The organism is Azospirillum sp. 11R-A (genome assembly GCF_049472615.1).
Lineage (GTDB): Bacteria > Pseudomonadota > Alphaproteobacteria > Azospirillales > Azospirillaceae > Azospirillum > Azospirillum palustre.
In genome coordinates, this window is sequence record NZ_JBCEBL010000008.1 from 204,482 (window position 1) to 225,587 (window position 21,106).

17 protein-coding genes are annotated in these 21,106 nt (G+C 67.9%); 10 read left to right on the plus strand and 7 right to left on the minus strand.

Annotation, left to right across the window (positions count from 1 at the left end; translation table 11 throughout):
* Positions 1-127: 127 nt before the first annotated feature.
* The 3 genes from VH569_RS14315 to VH569_RS14325 form a co-directional block, all read right to left on the minus strand.
* Positions 128-502 (minus strand): response regulator transcription factor, encoded by a 375-nt coding sequence (locus VH569_RS14315; RefSeq protein WP_423315940.1) that lies wholly within the window; start codon positions 500-502, stop codon positions 128-130.
* A gap of 157 nt (positions 503-659) precedes the next feature.
* Entirely contained in the window at positions 660-1,316 is a 657-nt protein-coding gene (locus VH569_RS14320) for a response regulator transcription factor (protein WP_423315941.1), read from the minus strand.
* Between the two features lie 5 nt (positions 1,317-1,321).
* A complete protein-coding gene (locus VH569_RS14325; RefSeq protein WP_423315942.1) occupies positions 1,322-3,007 on the minus strand; it encodes a sensor histidine kinase in 1,686 nt (561 codons plus the stop codon).
* Between the two features lie 214 nt (positions 3,008-3,221).
* On the opposite strand from VH569_RS14325, the gene VH569_RS14330 reads away from it, so the two are divergent.
* The 3 genes from VH569_RS14330 to VH569_RS14340 all read left to right on the plus strand — a co-directional run bounded on the left by VH569_RS14330 (position 3,222) and on the right by VH569_RS14340 (position 6,711).
* Positions 3,222-4,592, plus strand: a complete 1,371-nt coding sequence (locus VH569_RS14330; protein ID WP_423315943.1) for an FAD-containing oxidoreductase — start codon at positions 3,222-3,224, stop codon at positions 4,590-4,592.
* A 177-nt stretch (positions 4,593-4,769) separates the two neighbouring features.
* Positions 4,770-5,372, plus strand: a complete 603-nt coding sequence (locus tag VH569_RS14335; protein WP_109048774.1) for a TetR/AcrR family transcriptional regulator — start codon at positions 4,770-4,772, stop codon at positions 5,370-5,372.
* A gap of 85 nt (positions 5,373-5,457) precedes the next feature.
* Entirely contained in the window at positions 5,458-6,711 is a 1,254-nt protein-coding gene (locus VH569_RS14340) for a YbfB/YjiJ family MFS transporter (protein ID WP_423315944.1), read from the plus strand.
* On the opposite strand, the gene VH569_RS14345 is transcribed toward VH569_RS14340, so the two are convergent.
* Positions 6,660-7,610: a LysR substrate-binding domain-containing protein gene (locus VH569_RS14345; protein ID WP_423315945.1), complete on the minus strand. Its 951-nt coding sequence runs from the start codon at positions 7,608-7,610 to the stop codon at positions 6,660-6,662. The genes VH569_RS14340 and VH569_RS14345 overlap by 52 nt on opposite strands.
* Before the next feature lie 90 nt (positions 7,611-7,700).
* On the opposite strand from VH569_RS14345, the gene VH569_RS14350 reads away from it, so the two are divergent.
* Together VH569_RS14350 and VH569_RS14355 are read left to right on the plus strand one after the other, a co-directional pair.
* Entirely contained in the window at positions 7,701-8,720 is a 1,020-nt protein-coding gene (locus VH569_RS14350) for an NADP-dependent oxidoreductase (protein ID WP_423315946.1), read from the plus strand.
* A gap of 150 nt (positions 8,721-8,870) precedes the next feature.
* Positions 8,871-9,311 carry a GNAT family N-acetyltransferase gene (locus VH569_RS14355; RefSeq protein WP_423315947.1) on the plus strand — a complete coding sequence of 147 codons (441 nt, stop codon included), beginning with the start codon at positions 8,871-8,873 and terminating at the stop codon, positions 9,309-9,311.
* A gap of 115 nt (positions 9,312-9,426) precedes the next feature.
* Here VH569_RS14355 and otnI read toward each other — a convergent pair whose 3' ends face one another.
* Positions 9,427-10,209, minus strand: coding sequence for a 2-oxo-tetronate isomerase (otnI, locus tag VH569_RS14360; RefSeq protein ID WP_423315948.1), 783 nt, complete (start codon positions 10,207-10,209; stop codon positions 9,427-9,429).
* Positions 10,210-10,305: 96 nt separating this feature from the next.
* Positions 10,306-12,348 carry a HAMP domain-containing methyl-accepting chemotaxis protein gene (locus VH569_RS14365; protein ID WP_423315949.1) on the minus strand — a complete coding sequence of 681 codons (2,043 nt, stop codon included), beginning with the start codon at positions 12,346-12,348 and terminating at the stop codon, positions 10,306-10,308.
* 581 nt (positions 12,349-12,929) lie between these two features.
* On the opposite strand from VH569_RS14365, the gene VH569_RS14370 reads away from it, so the two are divergent.
* The 5 genes from VH569_RS14370 (at position 12,930) to VH569_RS14390 (ending at position 19,945) form a co-directional block, all read left to right on the plus strand.
* A complete protein-coding gene (locus tag VH569_RS14370; protein WP_423315950.1) occupies positions 12,930-13,619 on the plus strand; it encodes an MOSC domain-containing protein in 690 nt (229 codons plus the stop codon).
* A 223-nt stretch (positions 13,620-13,842) separates the two neighbouring features.
* Positions 13,843-15,258 carry an aspartate ammonia-lyase gene (gene aspA, locus VH569_RS14375; protein ID WP_423315951.1) on the plus strand — a complete coding sequence of 472 codons (1,416 nt, stop codon included), beginning with the start codon at positions 13,843-13,845 and terminating at the stop codon, positions 15,256-15,258.
* Between the two features lie 131 nt (positions 15,259-15,389).
* Positions 15,390-16,667 (plus strand): dicarboxylate/amino acid:cation symporter, encoded by a 1,278-nt coding sequence (locus VH569_RS14380; RefSeq protein WP_423315952.1) that lies wholly within the window; start codon positions 15,390-15,392, stop codon positions 16,665-16,667.
* A 126-nt stretch (positions 16,668-16,793) separates the two neighbouring features.
* Positions 16,794-18,632 carry a sensor histidine kinase gene (locus VH569_RS14385; protein ID WP_423315953.1) on the plus strand — a complete coding sequence of 613 codons (1,839 nt, stop codon included), beginning with the start codon at positions 16,794-16,796 and terminating at the stop codon, positions 18,630-18,632.
* Positions 18,605-19,945, plus strand: a complete 1,341-nt coding sequence (locus tag VH569_RS14390) for a sigma-54-dependent transcriptional regulator (protein WP_423315954.1) — start codon at positions 18,605-18,607, stop codon at positions 19,943-19,945. Before VH569_RS14385 ends, VH569_RS14390 begins: the two co-directional genes overlap by 28 nt.
* Positions 19,946-19,987: 42 nt before the next feature.
* Here the strand turns inward: VH569_RS14390 and VH569_RS14395 are convergent, their stop codons facing one another.
* Entirely contained in the window at positions 19,988-20,890 is a 903-nt protein-coding gene (locus VH569_RS14395; RefSeq protein ID WP_423315955.1) for a hypothetical protein, read from the minus strand.
* Between the last annotated feature and the right edge of the window lie 216 nt (positions 20,891-21,106).

The window sequence follows — 21,106 nt, forward strand, 5'->3', positions numbered from 1 at the left end:
CCCGATCTCGATTCCCGCTCTGATCCCGGCGATTTCTCTGTCGGATGCGACCATCGTACCCCGTCTCCCGACCGGCCCTGCTGCATACATAACCGTTCGGGAGGCCGAATGCTGCCGCTCTCTGGCGTTACCCTGCGGCGATGGCGCGGTTCAGGGAGGCGATCAGGACATGGGCGTCGACCGGCTTGCCCAGCACGTCGCGGGCACCGCCGCCCAGCGCGCGCAGCCGGGTGGTCTCGTCGGCGTAGGAGGTCATGAACAGAATCGGCGGATGCCCGCCGCCCTCGGCATTCAGCCGGTCCTGCAACTCCAGCCCGGACAGGCCGGGCATGCGCACGTCCAGGATGATACAGGCGATCCCAGTCCGGTCGGCCAGCGCCAGGAAATCCTCGGCGGAGACGAACGGCCGGCAGCGGAAACCGACCGACCGCAACAGGTCGTCCAGCGCCTCGCGGATCGCCTCGTCGTCATCGACCACCGCTATCAGGGGTGCGTTGGACACGTCGTGATGCCTTGACCGGATCGGGGACTGAATGAGAGCGCCAGTCACTGGCGTTACACGCATCCTATCCGGATGGGGCAGGCGGCAGATACCACACCTAGGTCTAGAGGCGGACAGCCGGGCCGGACGCAGGACCGGCGCGCCCGAAGCGTAGCCGTCACTCCTCGTGGTCGAGCACCTCCACCTTGCGGACGAGGTCGGCGACGGAGCGCACCTGCATCTTCCGCATCACCTTGCCGCGGTGGAGCTTGACCGTCACCTCGCTGATGCCGAGATCGCCGGCAATCTGCTTGTTGAGCCGGCCCTTGACCACCTCCGCCATCACCTCGCGCTCGCGCGGGGTCAGCGTCGCCGCCAGCGATTCAACCGTCATCGTGGCGGCCCGCTGGCTCCGCCGCGACCGGTCGCGGGCAATCGCGGCATCGACCGCGTCCAGCATGTCCTGGTCGCGGAAGGGCTTGATGAGGAAATCGGTCGCCCCGGCCTTCATCGCCCGGACCGACATCGGCACGTCGGCGAAGCCGGTCATGAAGACGATGGGCAGCGCGATGCCCAGGCTGTCCAGCCTCGTCTGGAACTCCAGCCCGCCCAGGCCGGGAAGCCGCACGTCGAGGATCAGGCAGCCCAGCCGGTCGGGAACAGCCGCCGCCAGCAGCTCCGCCGTGCTGCCGAAGGCACGGCCTTCGATGCCGACCGATTGCAGAAGGTCGACCACCGCCTCCCGCATGCCGGCATCGTCATCGACGATCAGAACCAGCGGATCGTCCTTGGCGGCAGCGGCAGGCTCGGGCGACGGGGCGGCTTTCTGGGCCATGGCGGTCAGTCCTCTCGTGCCGCAGCCAGCGGGACGGCTGGCGGTTCGGCCAATGATTTTTCGGCTGGCAATTTTTCGGCCAATGATCTGGTGGACGGCGGGGGTGCCGCCGGTATGGTGAACTCGAACACCGCCCCGCCGCCCGCATGGTTGTGGGCGGTCAGCGTGCCGCCGCAGGACTCGATGGTGGAGCGGCAGATGGCGAGCCCCATCCCCATCCCGTCGGGCCGGGTGGTGAAGAAGGGGTCGAACAGGCGGGCATGGCTGGCCTCGTCGATGCCCTTGCCGCGGTCGCGCACGGCAACCCTGACCTGTGCCCCGCCGTCCAGGCTGCCGATGGCGACGGTCAGTTCGCGCCGGGGGCTGTCCGCCTCCGCCATGGCGTGCAGACCGTTGGTCACGAGGTTGACCAGCACCTGCTGCAAGCCGACCCGGCTGCCCAGCACCGGCGGGACGGGGGCGAAGTCGGTGACCAGAACGGCCCCGGCACCCGAAAGCTCGCGCTCCAGCAGCAGCGCCACCTCATCCACCAGTTGGGCCAAGTCGATGGTTTCGTCGCAGCGGGTGTCCTTGACCAGCATGCCGCGTGTCCGCTGCACGATGTCGGCGGCGCGACGCCCGTCGCGGACGATGCGGTCGGCCGCCTTCGCGGCGGTTTCGATGTCGGGCCGGTCGCGGCGTAGCCAGCGCAGGCAGGCCTGCGCGTTCAGCACGATGGCGCCCAGCGGCTGGTTCAGCTCGTGGGCGATGGAGGCGGACAGCGCGCCGAGCGTGGCGGCGCGTGCAGCGCGCGCAAGCTCTGCCTGGGCCGCCAGCAGCGCCTCCTGCGTGCGTTCGCGCTGGGTGATGTCGACGACGCCGACCACCACCTGATCGAAGCCGACGCAATCGTCGGGAAAGCTGATGCCCAGCAGCACCGTCAGGGTGCGCCCGTCCGCCGCGATCAGCTGCGCCCGCCCTTCGAAGCGGTCGCGCTTTTCCCAAAGCGCCAGCAGGACCTGAAGCATCGCCGGGTCCTCGGCCGGCAGATAGCGGTCGAGCGGCCCCAGCACCGCCGGCCGGCCGGCCGCACCCAGCAGTTCCACGGTGGCGTCGTTGATGTTGGTGGTGCGGATCAGCGCGCCCATCCCGCGCGCCCAGCCGGGATCGGCCTGCGCATGGGCGGCAAGGTCCGTCACCCCCCGCGCGCGCAGGGAGTCGAGCGCCGCCGTCACCGCGGTGAAGTCCTGCTCCCACAGGGAAATCCGCGCCTGCTCGAACATGCCGCGGTGGCGTTTTTCGCTGCGCGCCAGCGCACCGTTGGCCCGCAGAAGCAGCGCGCGGGACTCATGGTCCCGCACCAGCAGCGCGCCGGTGATCAGGATGGCCGCCAGCGACACGCCGCAGCGCAGGACCGAAGACAGGTCCATGTCCTGCCAGTGCGACAGGAAGAAGGACAGCACCGCCAGCAGCGCGCAGCCGGCGGCCACCCGCAGGATGCCCCCCCGCGACAGGGCGGTGGCGGCCAGAAGCAGTACCAGCACATAGAGGACGGCGATGGCGCTTTCGATGTCGGTGAAGGTGTCGACGAAGAACACCGCCAGGGCGAGCGGAATCGACAGAAGACCGAGACGGCGCTCCATCGGCCGCCCGCCGGCCGGTGAACCGCCCCATGCCACGTCGCCCTTCGCCCCCCCTTCCACGCCGCCCATCCGCCAGTCTCCAACCCCGCGCCGTACCGTTCCGATCCCGGCAGCTTGCCTGCGGGCGCCGTCCGGTTCTTGAACGATCTGACGATCACGTGAGGGATCGGCACGGCTTGCCGCCAGTCATACCTTGGTTTGCTTGGAAGACGCCCGGCACCGGCGCTACCATCCTGCCCCACGCCATTTCCCCGAAGAACGCAACCGGCCGCAGGAGTCTGCCATGGTCGACGCCATCATCATCGGAGCCGGCCAAGCCGGGCCGCCGCTCGCCGAACGCCTTACCGCCGCCGGCATGAGCGTGGCGGTGGTCGAGCGTAAGCTGTTCGGCGGCACCTGCGTCAACACCGGCTGCACCCCGACCAAGACGCTGATCGCCAGCGCCCGCGTCGCCCAGATGGCCCGGCGCGCCGCCGAATACGGCGTGGTGCTCGACGGGCCGGTGCGCATCGACATGGCCCGGGTCAAGGCGCGCAAGGACGAGGTTTCCGGCCGCTCGCGCCAGAATGTTGAACGCTGGCTGCGCGGCATGCCCAACTGCCGGGTGTTGCAGGGCCATGCCCGCTTCGAATCGCCGGGCAGCGTGCGCGTCGGCGACGAGCTGCTGACGGCGGAGCGCATCTTCCTCAATGTCGGCGCCCGCGCCGCGATCCCGGACATGCCGGGGGTGCGCGACGTCGACCTGCTGACAAGCGGCACGATCCTGGACCTCGACCATGTTCCCCGTCATCTGGTGGTGGTCGGCGGCAGCTACATCGGCCTCGAATTCGCCCAGATGTACCGCCGCTTCGGCGCCGAGGTGACGGTGGTGGAAAAGGGGGAACGGCTGATCGGCCGCGAGGACCCCGACGTGTCCGACGCGATCAGGGAGTTGCTGGAGAAGGAAGGGGTGACCGTCCGGCTGTCGGCCAACTGCATCCGCTTCGCCTGCCATGCCGACGGGGTGGAGGTGGGGGTGAACTGCACGTCCGGCACCCCGTCGGTGGTGGGAAGCCATGTGCTGCTGGCTGTCGGCCGCACGCCCAACACCGACGACCTCTGCCTCGACCGTGCCGGCGTGGTGACGGATTCCCGCGGTTTCATCACGGTGGACGACACGCTGCGCACCAATGTGCCGGGCATCTGGGCGATGGGCGACTGCAACGGGCGGGGCGCCTTCACCCACACCGCCTACAATGATTTCGAGATCGTCGCGGCCAACCTGCTGGACGGCGACCCGCGCAGCGTGGACGACCGCATCCAGGCCTATGCGCTCTACACCGATCCGCCGCTGGCGCGCGTCGGCATGACCGACGAGGCGGTCCGCCGCTCCGGCCGGCGGGCGCTGGTCGGCCAGCGGGCGATGACCCGCGTCGGCCGTGCGGTGGAAAAGGGCGAGGCCCAGGGCTTCATGCGCATCGTCGTCGATGCCGACAGCCAGGAGATCCTCGGCGCCGCCATCCTCGGCCCCGGCGGCGACGAGGCGATCCACGGCGTGCTCGACATGATGTACGCCAAGGCGCCCTATCCCACCCTGCAACGCGCCGTCCACATCCACCCCACCGTCGCCGAACTGCTGCCGACCCTGCTGGGCGAACTGAAGCCGCTGGAATAGGAAGAGCCGGAAGCGGTTTTGTTCAAAGCAGGCATGTGGCAGATGCCGGAGACGGTGGCGGCACGGCTGGGCGCAGAGCAGGGCAGCGTTTGCGCAACACCGAAACTCCTTGACCCCGGACCGTCCCACCCTGATTTTAGATCACACGATCTAAAACGGGTTCGGGAGGGGGGAGCGATGGCTCGGCCGCGGAAGTTCGACGAGACGGCGGTTCTGGACGCGGCGGTGGACCGCTTCTGGACCCAGGGCTTCGAGGCGACCTCCACCCGTGAACTGGCGGAGAGCATGCAGATGACTCTCGCCAGCATGCACAACGCCTTCGGTGACAAGCGGGCGCTGTTCCGCCGCTCGCTGGAGCATTACCTGGACGGTTCCCTGCGCGCCCGCATCGCCCGGCACGAGGCGGCACCCTCCCCGGCCGCGGCCATCGCCGGCTTCCTGCGGGAAAGCATCGAGCGCTCGCTCGGCGACGGCTGCCGGCGCGGCTGCCTGCTGGTCAACTCGGCGCTGGAGGTCACGCCGGCCGATCCGGAGATGCGCGATTACCTGAACGCCGAACTGGCGACCATCGAGGACTTCTTCCGCCGCTGCATCGTCAAGGGACGGCAGGGCGGCGAGATCCCCGCCGGCATCGATGCCGACGACGCGGCGCGCCTGCTCTTCTCCTGCCTGCTGGGCATCCGGGTGCTGGCCCGCGTCCGCCCCGAACGCAGCCTGCTGGAGGGGGCGGCCCGCGCCGCCCTCGCCACCCTCGGCCTGCCGCCGATGCCGGACATCTGATCCCACCCTCCGACCTACATTCCCGAGATTTCCCGATCAACCGGGCGGGCCGCAGCCGCGGCGCCGTCAACAGGGACGCACGCCCATGAGCACGACCTCCGTTGGTGCGAAGGATCACCTCGATAGTTCCGCCTGGATGGCGACGTTCGCCGGCATGGCGGGCAGTCTCGTCGCCATCGGCCTGGCACGCTTCGCCTACTCCCCACTGGTCCCGTCGCTGATCGAGGCGCACTGGTTCTCCGCCGGCGATGCCGTGACACTGGGGGCGGCGAATTTCGCCGGCTATCTGGCGGGCGCCCTGCTCGGCCGGCCGCTGGCCGGGCTGCTGCCGAACCGGGCGCTGCTGCGGCTGCTGATGCTGGCGACCTCCCTCGCCTTCATCGCCTGCGCCTATCCGCTGTCGCTGGCCTGGTTCTTCGGCTGGCGCTTCGTTTCCGGCCTTGCCGGCGGCGCCATCATGGTGCTGGTCGCGACCAGCATCCTGCCCCACATCCCCGCCTCGCGGCGCGGCTTCGTCAGCGGCATGATCTTCCTCGGCATCGGGCTTGGCATCGCCGCGTCCGGCACCGCCGTGCCGGCGCTGATGCGGCTCGGCCTGCACGAGACGTGGCTCGGGTTGGGCGGGCTGTCGCTGCTGCTGACCGCCCTGTCCTGGTTCGGCTGGCCGGCCTCGGCGCCGCCGCAGGGAATCGCCGCCCCGGCGGTCGAGCATGCCCCGAAGCATGAGGGAGGCATCCTGCGCACCCTCTACGGCGAATATGCGCTGAACGCCCTCGGGCTGGTGCCGGTGATGCTGCTGCTGGTCGATTATGTCGCCCGCGGGCTGGGCCATGGCGCGGACACCGGCGCTTTCTATTGGGTCCTCTATGGCGTGGCATCGGTGGCCGGGCCGGTCGCCGCCGGATCGCTGGCCGACCGGGTCGGCTATGCCGCGGCCTACCGCATCGCCCTGCTGCTCCAGGGGGTATCCGTGGTCACCCTGGCGGCCAGCGGCCATCCGGTGGCGGTCGGGGCCGCGACACTGGTCCTCGGCGCCCTGACGCCGGGCGTGGTCCCCCTGGTGCTGGGCCGCATCCACGAACTGCTGCCGCACAGCCAGACCGAACAGCGCGCGGCCTGGAGCCGGGCCACCACCGCCTTCGCCCTGTTCCAGGCGCTGGGCGGCTACGGATACTCCTATCTCTTCACCCACAGCGGGCAGAGCTATGCCGCCGTCTTCCTGTGCGGCGCCGTCGCCCTGACGGTTGCGCTGGGCGCCGACATCCTGGTCAACGCCCGCCGCCGCCGTCACTCCGGAACGCGGGCCGAAAAGCGGGCTGCCGCCGTCATCCGCTCCTGAAACGCCTCCTGCAACAGGGCCAGGAAGGCGCGCACCGCCGGGTTGGTGCGGCGGCTTTCCGGCCAGAGCGCGGTGATGTTGTGCCGCTCGACGGCGAAGTCGGACAGCACCGGGACCAACTCGCCGCGCGCCACATAGGGGGCGGCGATGAAGGTGGCGGCGATGCCGATGCCGCCGCCGGCCGCCAGCGCGGCGACCAGCGCGTCGCTGACATCGACGACGATGCCGGAGGGCGGCACGACCTCGACCAGACGCTCGCCGATCCGGAAGGGCCAGCGCAGCGTCTGCCCCGTGCTCTGGAAGCGCAGGCTGACGGTGTCGTGCCCGTCCAGCCCGTTCGGGTGCACCGGCGTGCCGCGGGCCGCCAGATAGGCGGGCGAGGCGAAGCAGCAGAGCCGGTGCGGCGCCAGCCGGCGCGACAGCAGCCGTGAGTCCGCAAGCTCGCCGATCCGCACCGCAACGTCGATCCCCTCCTCGATGAGGTCGATCATCCGGTCGTTCAGGCGCAGATCGACCGATACCTTGGGGTGGAGCCGCCGGAACGCCGGCAGCGCCGGTGCGATGACATGGACGCCGATCGGCAGCGATGCCGCGACCCGCAGCGTGCCCGAAGGCTCCGAGCGGGCCGCCATCGCCGCCTGTTCGATCTCCTCCGCATCGCGCAGCAGCCTCATCGCCCGCTCGTGCAGGTCCCTGCCCTCGGCCGTCAGCGTCAGCGAACGCGTCGTCCGGGTGAACAGCGACACCCCGAGCCGCTGCTCCAGCCGCTGCACGCTTTTGCTGACGGCCGAGGGCGACACCGACAAAGAACGGGCCGCAGCGGTGAAGCTGCCCAGCGTCCCGGCACGGGCGAAAGCGATCAGGCCGGTCAGCCGCTCAAGGGCAATTTGTTCCTTCATGGCATGAGTGAAGCGATATCGAGGCCGATTATCAATGCAAAAACCGTCTGCCATATGGTCGTCCGGTCCTGAAACCCTGGAAAGGAGACCATGATGAGCGAGACGATGAAAGCGGTCCGGCTGCATGCCTTCGGCGGTCCGGAAGTGCTGGTTTACGAAGATGCGCCGAAGCCGGTGCCGAAACCGGGTGAGGTCCTGATCCGCGTCCATGCGGTCGGCGTCAATCCTCCCGACTGGTATCTGCGTGACGGCTATCGGATGCTTCCGCCCGAATGGCAGCCGCAGGTCTCCTTCCCCGTCATCGTCGGGACGGACGTTTCCGGCGTTGTGGAGGCCGTCGCCGACGATGTGCGGACGCTGGCGCCCGGCGACGAGGTCTATGCGATGATCCGTTTTCCCGCCGGCCTCGCCGGGGACAGCCGGGCCTATGCGGAGTATGTTACTGCGCCGACGACGGATGTCGGCCGCAAGCCGGCCGGCATCGACCATGTGCAGGCCGCCGCCGCCCCGATGTCGCTGTTGACCGCATGGCAGTTCCTGATCGATCTGGGCCACGACGAACCGAACCCGCTCCAGCCGCACCAGCACCGGCCGGTCCCGCTCGACGGCCGGACCGTGCTGGTGAACGGGGCCGCCGGCGGTGTCGGGCATCTGGCGCTTCAGCTTGCGAAATGGCGGGGCGCACGCGTCATCGCCGTCGCCTCCACCCGGCACGAGGCACTTCTGCGCGACCTCGGCGCCGACGAGGTCATCGATTACACCAAGGTCAAGGCCGAGGAGATGGTACGCGGGGTCGACCTCGTCGTCGATGCGGTCGGCGGTCCGTCCTCCGCCCGGTTCCTGAAGACGCTGACGCGCGGCGGCGCCCTGTTTCCGATCTTCCCGCTGGGCCTCGACGCCGCGGCCGAGGCGGCGGAGCGGGGCGTGACGGTTTCAGCGACGCAGGTCCGCTCCAACGGCGCGCAACTGACGGAGATCGCCAGGCTCCTTGACGACGGCACCCTCCGCGTCGTCATCGACAGCGTCTTCCCCCTCGCGGACGCCCGTCTGGCCCACGAGCGTGCCGCAAAGGGCCATGTTCAGGGCAAGATCGTGCTCACCGCCGTCTGACCGGGCGTTCACGCCGCGCATTGTCCGCCGGATGCGCATAGCCAAACCAATCAATCTCCAAGCTCAAGCCCAGGCTTGCAACCTGCTTCACACACGCACCATTCTGTGACCGCAGCAGCTATGAGAATGCGGACACCGAGAGGACCAGACGTGCAGTCAGAGATTGTTGAGATTTCCGAAGGACACACCGAAGCGGCCGTGCCGGCCCTGCAGGTGCTGTGGCCGAAATACGATGCGGCGGAGATGATCCGCATCATCGACACGGAGCTGCGGCCGAACGGCTACCGCCTCGTCGGCATCATTCCCGAAGCGGGCGGCCCGGCGGCCTGTGTCGTGGGCTTCCGCCTGCAACAGTCGCTGTGGTTGGGGAAGTCTCTCTACATCGTCGACATGGCGACGCTGCCGGACTATCGCGGCCGGGGATATGCCGCCCTCATCCTCGACTGGGTGAAGGCGGAGGCCGAACGGCTGGACTGCAAGGCGTTGCATCTCGACTCCGCCGTCGGTCCGGAGCGCAGCAGCGCCCATCGCGTCTATATGGGCAAGCGCTACCAGATCGCCTGCCACCACTTCGTGCACAAGCTGGGCTAGAGTGTGATCGGTTCAAGCGGAATCGCTTGAAGCGTGAATCACACGGAAAATCAAAAGTTTATAGTCTGTCTGATGCTTCAATAGGCATCAGACAGACTATAAGCCCGCGGGACCGTCAGCGGGCCGCTGCGCGATACGGGGCGAACCAGCCGAGCCCGTCGAGCGTGGCGGCGCGCGGCCGGTATTCGCAGCCGACGAAGCCGCCGTAGCCGAGCCGGTCCAACTCGCCGAACAGGAAGGGCCAGTTCAGCTCCTCCCCGTCCGGTTCGTTGCGCGACGGGACGGAGGCGACCTGCACATGTCCGACCAGCGGCATCAGCCGGCGCAGCGCCATGGTCACGTCGCCATGCAGGATCTGCCGGTGGTAGAGGTCGAACTGGAGCCGGACGTTGGGCAGCCCGGCCTCGGCGATCAGCCGTTCGGCGAGGCCGAAATCGTTCAGGAAATAACCGGGCATGTCGCGACCGTTGATCGGCTCCAGCAGCAGCTCGATCCCGCAGTCCGCCAGCGCCTCTCCGGCATGGCGGACGGCCCGCCGATAGGCGTCGAGCGCCGCCGGATCGGCGGAGTCGGCCAGCCCGGCCATCATGTGGAGACGCCGGCAGCCGGTCGCCCCGGCATAGTCCAGCGCCCTGGCAACCGCAGCACGGAACTCGTCGAACCGGTCCGGCAGGGCGGCAAGCCCGCGCTCCCCGGCCGCCCAGTCACCGGGCGGCATGTTGAACAGCGCCTGGGTCAGGCCGTTGCGCTCCAGCCGCTGCGCCACCGCGTCCGGCGCATGCTCGTAGGGAAAGAGATATTCGACCGCCCGGAACCCGGCATCGGCGGCGGCGGCGAAGCGGTCCAGGAACGGCCACTCCGTGAACATCATCGTCAGGTTCGCGGCGAAGGCGGGCATGGCGGCGGTGAACTCCCACAGGCTGCTTGGCGGTGTCCGGAGCCTGCATCATACGGCAACCTCCGGGCAACCGCCGGCTTTCTGCGGAAGGCCCGATCAGGCTGCCCGGATGTCCGCCAGGAAGCTCTCAAGGTTCGCCCGCAGCATTTCCGACTGGTACGACAGATCCTCCGCCGCGCTCAGCACCTGGGCGGCGGCGGCCCCGGTATGCCCCGTTGCTTCCATCACCTGCTGGATGTTGCGGGCAACCTCCTCCGTCCCGGCCGCGGCCTCGGTGACGCTGCGGGTGATCTCCCCGGTCGCCGCATTCTGCTCCTCCACCGCGGAGGCGATGGCGGCGGTGATCTCGTTCATCTGGCGGATCATGCCGGAATTCACCCGGATCGCCTCGACCACCCCACCGGTGGCGGCCTGAATGGCGCCGATCTGCCCGGTGATCTCGTCGGTGGCGCGGGCGGTCTGCTCAGCAAGGCTCTTCACCTCGGCAGCGACGACGGCAAAGCCCTTGCCATGCTCGCCGGCGCGGGCCGCCTCGATGGTGGCGTTCAGGGCCAGCAGGTTGGTCTGCCCAGCGATGGTGGAGATCAGGGCGACCACGTCGCTGATTTTCCGGGCGGAATCGGCCAGCCCCTGCACGGTCGCGTCGGTGTGCGCGGACTGGGTGACGGCGTCGTTGGCAATGGACGAAGACCGGGTGACCTGCCGCGCGATCTCCTGTAGCGACGCCACCATTTCCTCGGCCGCGGTGGCGACCGTCTGCACGTTGGCGGAGGTTTGCTCCGCCGCACCGGCCGATGCGGTCGACTGACGGTTGGTCTGCTCGGCCGTCTCATTCATCTGGTGCGCGGTGCTGTCCAGTTCGGTGGAGGCGGAGGACACCGTGCGCAGGATGCCGGCGACGGTCCCCTCGAACTCGGCGACCAGACGGTCCACCGTCGCCGTCCGGACCTCCTTGCGCTGCTGCTCGGCCTTCTGTTCCGCCTCCAGCCGCCGGGCCGTGACCGCATTCTCCTTGAACACCGTCACCGCGGCGGCCATGGCGCCGATCTCGTCCTTCTGTCCGGCGCCGGGGACGGCGATGTCCAGATTGCCGGTGGCCAGTTCCCGCATCGTCCCGGTCATGGCGATCACCGGCCGGGTGATCGCACGGCTGATCAGGCCGGCGCAGAGCAGGCCGGCCAGGAGTCCGCTGGCCGAGAGCAGAACGACCAGCATTTCCGTGCCGGCGATGTCGGCCAGGGTGGCCCGGCGGATGCGGTCCGTCTCCGCCAGGGCATTTCGGCTGATGGCCTCCGCCTCTTCGGTGACGGCTGTGCCAGCCTGCGTCATCTCACCGTTGATCAGTGCATTGACGGTATCGCTCAGTTCCTTCGCCCGGACAAAGCCGGCCTGGTAGCGCGACACCGTGGCCTGGAGGTTCTTCACCTCCGCTGCATAGGGGCGGTCGGCGACTGCGACAGACAGCTGTTGGAGGAGTTGGGCGAGTGCGGTGAAAGCCTCATCGGCCTTCCTGGCGGACTCGTCGTCGTGCCGGGCCAGCATCTTGTTGGCGGACAGCCGTCCTATCATCAAGGATTCGATGCTTTCCCAGGCATGGGCGACGGCAACACCGTCGCCGGCCTTTGCAGCTTCATCGCGGATATGTCCCAGTTCGACGCGGGCATCCAATCCCAGCGGATCCAGGGTTTCGGTCACCAACCCCATCAGTTCGTGCTGCATCGGCGCGACCCGCTGGAAGCCGTCCATATATTGACCGAGGTGGCTCCTGGCGAGATTCAGCCTGGATTTCAGGTCGGGATCGCGGACGAGCCCATAGGCCGTCTCGAAACTCGCGCGCAGCTTCTCCATGGCCTGACGGGCCATCGCTTCGCGGCTGGCATTGCCGCTCAATGCGAATTCACGCACGGCGCCACGCATGGCCAGCACTTCCATTTCGATGTTGGAAGCGACATCCATGACCGAAACGCCGTGATCGTAAGTTTCGAACTGATGGGAGATGTTGCTGAAAGACAAATAGCTTCGCCCCGCAAGTCCGACCATGATCAGCAGCACGGCCCCGAAGCCGATTGAAATCTTCCGTCCGATCTTCATGTTCGCCAGCAGTCCGCCCGCAGGGGCCGCACCTGTGAACCCGGTCATTTCATTCCCCCACGCACTGATATTCCGCACACGGGACGTGCCTGCACCAAATATGCCACTTTGGCACCGCATAACCGGTACTAAAGCACTATCCTCTAAGGCTGTGCGGCTCTCAGTCATGGGCCTGACCGAACGATACGGTTCGGCGTTGCTCCTGTGCCGAAGTTCGCTGCGGTCAGAAGCGATTCAGAAGAAATACGATTTTCCAAGTCATATAAAGCGGAAATTTTTCAGGATCATCGCCTCGGCACTCTATTGATAGCCCGTCTTTTTCTACATTAGTCGAACAACGAAGAACATACTTTATTATTTCTCGGAAATTATTCGAATTTTCTATCTTCTAATATATCAGAAGAAACTGTTTAGTCTCATAACGGCGTCTTCCCACTGGATTCCTGCCTCGCAGATTGCAAGAAATATTCTTCGGGTTGAGGTTCAATTCGCAGGATGAAAAGCCTTGGCAAGCTCCCGCATTGCTGGCCTGCCGCTGCGATGGCTTGGCGGGCACCGGGCGAACGGCGATAAGGGGGTCTTGCAAAAAGCCCCAGCCGGGCGACAGCCACGAAAGCGGAGAAGGGTCGATGACCGAGGCCACCATGCTGAACGCAGTCCTGACCGGCAAGGCGGTTCCGTTCGGCCGGCCGGACACGCTCAGCGCCATCGGCAAGCATCCGGTCGATGCCGCCATCGCCATCGGCCCGGACGGCCTCGATGGCGACGAGCAGGCCGACCGCCGCAACCATGGCGGTCCGGACAAGGCGATCCACCATTACCCCTTCGACCATTACGCGGCATGGCGCGGCGGCCTGCCAGCCCCCTGCCCGCTGCTGGAGTCCGTCGGTGCCTTTGGCGAGAACCTCTCCACGCTCGGCCTGACGGAGGAGACGGTCTGCGTCGGCGACATCTTCCGCATCGGCACGGCGACGGTGCAGGTCAGCCAGGGGCGCCAGCCCTGCTGGAAGCTGAACCACCGCTTCGGCGTGACGGACATGGCGCGGCGGGTGCAATCCACCGGCCGGACCGGCTGGTATTATCGCGTGCTGGAGCCGGGCATCGTCGCCGCCGGCGACGGGATCGCTCTGATCGAGCGCCCGCTGCCGGACTGGCCGCTGGCCCGCATCCTGCGCGCCTTCTACCACGACACCGGCGACCTCCCCACGCTCGCCGGCATTGCGGAGCTGGAGCCGCTCGCCACCGGCTGGCGCACGCTGGCCCGGCGCCGGGTGGAAAGCGGCAGGGTGGAGGACTGGTCCAACCGCCTCGGCGAGTAGTCCGGCGCGGGCAGCCCGCCCGGCCCGTTCGGATTTCCGAACGCCCAGCCACGGGCCGCGTTCGGAAATCCGAACATCAGCGGTTCTGACCAGCAATCCTATCCAGAAAGATCAATGGCTTAGGCCGCGACGTCCTGTCAGCCCGCGCTGGCATGGCGGTTGCTCCTGATTGGTTGCGTCCCGCGCAGACGGGACGGTCTCAATCAAGGGAGCGAAACGTACGATGCCTGCCACAACGCGCACCGAACACGACCTGCTGGGCGACCGCGAAGTCCCGGCCGATGCCTATTACGGCGTCCACACCCTGCGCGCTGTCGAGAATTTCCCGATCACCGGCACGCCGATCTCCCACTACCCCGATCTGGTCCGCGCGCTCGCCGAGATCAAGATGGCAGCATCCCGCGCCAACCATGAACTGGGCCTGCTGAATGCCGAGCGGGCCGACGCCATCGCCGCCGCCTGCCGCGAAATCCGCGCCGGCAAGCTGCACGACCAGTTCGTCGTCGACGTGATCCAGGGCGGCGCCGGGACCTCGACCAACATGAACGCCAACGAGGTGATCGCCAATCTGGCGCTGGAGATCCTGGGGCATGGCCGGGGCGACTACGCCCACCTGCACCCCAACGAGCATGTCAACATGAGCCAGTCGACCAACGACGTCTATCCGACGGCGCTGAAGCTGGCGACCTACACCGGCATCTTCCGGCTGGTGGAGGCGATGGGCCATCTGCGCGCCGCCTTCCAGCGCAAGGCCGACGAGTTCCGCGACATCCTGAAGATGGGCCGCACCCAATTGCAGGATGCCGTTCCGATGACGCTGGGCCAGGAATTCTCGACCTACGCCGTCATGCTGGCCGAGGATGAGGAGCGGCTGAAGGAGGCCGCCCTGCTGATCCGCGAGATCAACCTGGGCGCCACCGCCATCGGCACCGGCATCAACGCCCATCCCCAATACGCCGCCCTGGTCTGCCGCCGTCTGGCCGAGATCAGCGGCGTGCCCGTGGTCACCGCCCCCAATCTGGTGGAAGCGACGCAGGATTGCGGCAGCTTCGTCCAGCTGTCGGGCGTGCTGAAGCGGGTGGCGGTGAAGCTGTCCAAGACCTGCAACGACCTGCGCCTGCTGTCCAGCGGCCCGCGCGCCGGCTTCGGCGAGATCAACCTGCCGGCGCGTCAGGCCGGCTCGTCGATCATGCCGGGCAAGGTCAACCCGGTGATCCCGGAGGTGGTCAACCAGATCGCCTTCGAGGTGATCGGCAACGACATGACCGTCACTTTCGCCGCCGAAGCCGGTCAGCTCCAGCTGAACGCCTTCGAGCCGATCATCGCCCACAGCCTGTTCAAGAGCATCACCCACCTGCGCCAGGGCTGCCTGGTGCTGGCCGACCGCTGCGTCGACGGCATCACCGCCAACCGCGACCATCTGGAAGCGGGCGTGCGCAACTCCATCGGCATCGTCACCGCGCTGAACCCCTACATCGGCTACGCCAACGCCAGCGAGGTGGCCGCCGAGGCCCACCGCACCGGCAAGGGTGTCGCCGAACTGGTGGAGGCGCGCGGCCTGATGACCGCCGCCGCCCTGGCCGAGGTTCTGCGGCCGGAGGTGCTGACCCAGCCGCGGCTGCTGGCGACCGCCGGCTGACCCTTTCCGCCACCCGGCCCCGTTTCCGGCTCCTTTCCAGATATCGGGGAAGAGCCAGGGGGCCGGTTCCCATCGACCGCAACCCGGCCGGCGCTGACAGGCGGGCGGGACCAAGGTGAGGTAACAGGACCATGAACAAACAGACGACGCTGATCATCGTCGCCATGCTGCTGGGCATCGTCACCGGCTATGTCTGCAACAGCCTGTTCGACGCGGCCACCGCCAAGGAGATCGCGGGCTATTTCGCGATGGTGACGGACATCTTCCTGCGGCTGATCAAGATGATCATCGCGCCCCTGATCTTCGCCACCCTGGTCGCGGGCATGGCCGGCATGGGCGACGCCCGCACCGTCGGCCGCATCGGCGGCAAGGCGGTGGGCTGGTTCCTGATGGCGTCCTTCGTGTCGCTGTTCATCGGGCTGATCTTCGCCAACCTGCTGCATCCGGGCGCCAATGTCGGCGTGCCGCTGCCCGACGTGGCGGCCAGCGCTGGCCTGAAGACCTCCGCCCTGAACCTGAAGGATTTCCTGACCCACGTCTTCCCGCGCAACTTCTTCGAGGCGATGGCGAACAACGAGATCCTGCAGATCCTGATCTTCTCGGTCTTCGTCGGTCTCGCCATCGGCCAGCTGCGCGACACCAAGGCCGGCCTGCTCGCCCGCTCGATCGAAGAGGTCGTGCCGGTGATGCTGAAGGTCACCGACTATGTGATGCGCTTCGCCCCAATCGGCGTCTTCGCCGCCGTCGCCAACGTGGTGACCACCCAGGGTCTGGGCGTGCTGCTGGTCTACGGCAAGTTCATGGGCAGCTTCTACGTGGCGCTGGCGGTGCTGTGGGCGGTGCTGGTCTTCGCCGGCTTCGTCGTTCTGAAGGGTGACGTGTTCCGCGTGGTCAAGGCGATGCGCCAGCCGATGCTGCTGGGCTTCTCCACCGCGTCGAGCGAATCCGCCTATCCCCGCGTGATGGAGGAGCTGAAGACGCTCGGCGTGCGCGAGCGGGTGATCGGCTTCGTCCTGCCGCTGGGCTATTCCTTCAACCTCGACGGCTCGATGATCTACACGGCCTTCGCGTCGCTGTTCATCGCCCAGGCCTATGGCATCCCGCTGACGCTGGAACAGCAGATCGTCATGCTGCTGGTGCTGATGGTGTCGAGCAAGGGCATCGCCGGCGTTCCACGCTCCTCGCTGGTGGTGGTGGCCGCGGTGCTGCCCATGTTCCACCTGCCGGAGGCCGGCGTGCTGCTGATCATGGGCATCGACCACTTCCTCGACATGGGCCGCACCGCCACCAACGTGCTGGGCAACGGCATCGCCACCACGGTGGTCGCCAAGTGGGAGAACGCCATCGGCGGGCAAGAGGACGAGGAGGAGGCCGGCGCCGCCCTTCCCTCCCCGGCCGCTGCCGAGTAACGGACTGACATCCTGGCCGACATCCTGACGGGCCGGGCCGGAAGACAGGCGGGCAATGGAACGGGGGCTTCTGCTATGATGCGGGGGTCCCTGTCCCTGCCCGCCTTTTTCATGGCCGTCTTTTTCATGCCCGCCGCCAGACGCCTCCGCACCATCGGCCTTCTCCTGCCGGCGCTCGCCGGTCTGGCCCTGCTTGCCGGCGTCGCAGGCTTCCGCGTCAGCGAGGGGATGGGCCTCGCCACGTTGCAGGAGACCGGGCACCACCGGCTCGACCTCTATGCCGAAAGCCTTGAGCGCGAGATCGACAAATACGCCTATTTCCCGGCGACGCTGGGGCTGGAGCGCGACGTCCTCGACCTCGTCGCCGGACGGGCGCCGCTGGCCTGGGGGCTGAACCGCTATCTGGAGCGGCTGAACGAGCGGGCCGGCACCCTGTCGATCTATGTGCTGAACCGCCAGGGCCGGGTGCTGGCCGCCAGCAACTGGAACCGCCCGGACAGCTTCATCAACGAGGATCTGTCCTACCGCCCCTATTTCATCGAGGCCGCCGCCGGCCGCCAGGGGCGTTTCTTCGGGGTCGGCACCACGCGGGGGGAAGCCGGCTATTACCTCTCCTCGCCGCTGACCGAGGATGGCGCCATCGTCGGCGTCGCCGTGGTGAAGGTCAGCCTGGAGCAGCTGGAACAATCCTGGTCGACGGTCGAGGCGCCGGTGCTGGTCGCCGACGAGAACGGCGTGGTGATTCTCGCCTCGGTCCCCTCCTGGAAATTCACCACCCTGCGGCCGATGGACGAGCCGACCCGCCGCCATTTCGACCGGACCCTGCAATACAACGCCCGCCCGCTTTCGCCGCTGGGTCTGATGCGGCAGGATCGCATCGCCAGCGATGCCGAACTGGTGCGCCTCTCCCGCCCGGCCGATGGACAGCTGGAGGAGACGGTCTTCCCGGTGTCCGGCGGGTTCCTGGCCCAGACGGCTCCCCTGCAAGGCACCGGCTGGACGATGACCGTGCTGTCGCCGGTCGATCAGGTGACCGGCATGGCCTGGACCCGCGCCGCCCTCGCCGCGATGGGCAGCGCCGTCCCCGGCATCCTGCTGCTGATGTGGGTGCAGCGCCGCCGCCACCTGCATGAGCTTGAACGCAAGGTGGAGGAGCGTACCCGCAACCTGCGCGCCGCCCAGGACGAGCTGGTCCATGCCGGCAAGCTGGCGGTGATCGGCCAGCTCTCCGCCGGGCTGGCGCACGAGCTGAACCAGCCGCTGGCGGCGTTGCGCACCCTGTCCGGCAACACGGTCAAGTTTCTCCAGCGCGGCAATCTGGAGGCGGCGCAGGGCAACCTGGAGCGCATCGCCCATCTGGTGGACAGCATGGGTGCCTTGACCAGCCAGCTGAAATCCTTCGCCCGCAAATCCTCCGGCGCGCCCCGCCCGGTCGCGGTGCGCCGGCCCATCGACAATGCTTTGTTCCTGCTGGACCAGCGGCTGCGGCGCTCGGGTGTCGCCGTAGAGGTCGATGCGCCGGACGATGTCGCAGCACTTTGCGATCCCAACCGGCTGGAGCAGGTGCTGGTCAATCTGCTCGCCAACGGCCTGGATGCGCTGGCCGGTCGGACGGGGAGCAGGCTGACGCTGACCGCCCGGACGGAGGGCGACCGGGTGCGTATCGAGGTCGCCGACAACGGCCCCGGCCTGCCCGCCGAGGTGCTGCCCCGCCTGTTCGAGCCCTTCTTCACCACCAAGGAGGCGGTGAAGGATGGAACCAAGGAGGGAAGCGGCGGGCTCGGCTTGGGGCTTGCCATCTCGGCCGGGATCGTGCGTGACTTCGGCGGCGCCCTGACCGGGGCGAACGGTCCGGATGGCGGAGCGGTCTTCACCATCGATCTTCCCGCCGCTACGCTGCCCACCGACCCGACCGCCGTCCAGGCCGGAGATTTTTCATGTCCGACACTGCCGTCCCGCCCTTGAAGGTCCTCATCGTCGAGGACGACCCCAACGTCAGCCTCGGCTGCCAGCAGGCGCTGGAGCTGGAAGACATCCCGACGGAGGCGGTGGACAGCGCGGAAAAGGCCCGGCGGCTGGTGGCCGAGGGCTTTCCCGGCATCGTCGTCACCGACATCCGCCTGCCGGGGATGGATGGGATGGCGCTGCTGGCCGAACTGCTGGCAAGCGACCCGGACCTGCCGGTGGTGCTGATGACCGGCCATGGCGACGTGTCGATGGCAGTGCAGGCGATGAAGCTGGGCGCCCATGACTTCATCGAGAAGCCTTTCTCCCCTGACTATCTGGTCGAGGTGGTGCGCCGCGCCCTGGACAAGCGCCGCCTGACGCTGGAGGTGCGCGACCTGCGCGCGCGCCTGCAGAACCGCGACAGCATCGAGGCGCGGCTGGTCGGCGGATCGCCGCAGATGGCGCGGGTGCGCCGGCTGATCGGCGACCTCGCCAGTTCGGCGGCCGACGTGCTGATCCACGGTGAAACCGGTTCCGGCAAGGAGCTGGCCGCCCGCTGCCTGCACGACGCCAGCCCGCGGCGCGGCGGCAACTTCGTCGCCATCAATTGCGGCGGCCTGCCGGAAAGCCTGATCGACAGCGAGATCTTCGGCCACGAGGCCGGGGCCTTCACCGGAGCCGGCAAACGGCGCGTCGGCAAGGTGGAGCATGCCAGCGGCGGCACCCTGTTCCTCGACGAGATCGAGAGCATGCCGATGCCGGTGCAGATCAAGTTCCTGCGCGTGCTTCAGGAACGCACGCTGGAGCGTCTGGGCTCCAACACCCCCGTCCATGTCGATTGCCGGGTGATCGCCGCGACCAAGGTGGATTTGCGCGAGCTTGCCGACCGCGGGCAGTTCCGCGCCGACCTCTATTACCGCCTGAATGTCGCCAATCTGCCGCTGCCGCCCTTGCGCGACCGGCGCGAGGACATCCCGCTGCTGTTCGAGCAGTTCACGCTCCAGGCCGCCGCCCGCCACGGCCGCCCGGTCCCGCCGCCGGACGCCGAGCGCATGCGCCGCCTGATGGCCTACGACTGGCCGGGCAACGTGCGCGAGTTGCACAATGTCGCCGACCGGTGCGTTCTGGGCATCGAACAGGGCTTTCCCCCCTTCGCAACATCCCATCCCGCCGCCAACCGCCCGTTGGCCCAGGCGGTGGAGGCCTTCGAGCGCGCCCTGATCGCCGACACCCTGCGCCGCACCGACCACAGCCTCGCCCGCGCCGCGGAGGAATTGCAGGTCGCCAAGACCACGCTGCACGACAAGATCAGGAAATACGGACTGTCGTGAAAGGGCTGCGCCCTCCCGTCGGCCGGGAGGGCGCAGGGCCGGTCAGGCGGCGGTGTCGAGAGGAACGCCGTCGGTGCCATGGCCATGGGTCTCGCCATGCATCTGCCCGTGGCCGGGGGCGAGGTGCAGCGACTGGACGGTGTCGACGAACTCGTCGACCGCCGCCACCACCTCGGCATTGCCGGTGACCGCGCTGTCGCCGGAGGCATAGTGGTTCAGGAAATGCTGCCAGATGGCGCTGCCGCCATCAGCCGCGGCCTGACCGGTACCGGTATCGGTCGAGCCGTCATGCTGTGCGATCAGGCGGTCGTGCCAATGCGGCGCGTCGCCGGTGCCGGGCTTGTCGTCGTCGTTCGCCGTGGTGGAGGTGGTCCCGGTATCCGTCGTCGCATCGGCCGTCCCGGTGTGGCTGGTGGCGTCGGTCAGATGTTCCTGGTGCAGCACGGTGCGGACCTGCTGCAACACGCCCTGGACGGTGGCGGTGCTTTCGCCGGTGGCGTCGGCCAGCACCTTCACCAGCGGATCGGCCGGCGGCTGATGCGTTGCCGTGTCGGTGGTGTCGGTGGTCTTGCCGCTGGTGGCCTTGTCCGTCGCCGAGCTATCGCTTGTCGAGGTATCGTTTGCCGTGCTGTCGGTCGTCGCCGTATCCGTCGCCGTGCTGCCGCTCTTGGCGTCGGCGATGGCCTTTTCGACCGCGACGTAGGCGGTCTTCAATTCGGCGACGGCGCTGTCCGACAGCGTCGGAGCGCTGTGCCCGACAATGGTGTCGGCCGTCGTGTTCCCATTCGTGCCGTTGGTGGCGGCATCGCCCTGGACGTGCTGGTGCTGAAGCTGGTGGTCCCGGAACTCGGCGACTGCGCTGTCGGTGGTCGTGACGGATGAGGTCGGCGCAGTGGCCTTGGACGTCACGGACTTGAGCGTATCAGTGGCGAAGTTGGTAGCCATAGGAAGTCTCCAAGCATTTCAGCCGATCGCCACCCGGCATTCTCGCGCCAATATTCCCGGCGCCAGCGGATGGCATCCGACCATCACGCATGATGATCGTCGGCTCTCGTCTGCAGTCGTCATCCGACCGCCGGCAGACAATAAGTGCGAGTTTTCCGCAAATTGAACCGGATTCTGTCTGTCGCCATTCTTTGACACCGTTTGTGACGATGAGCG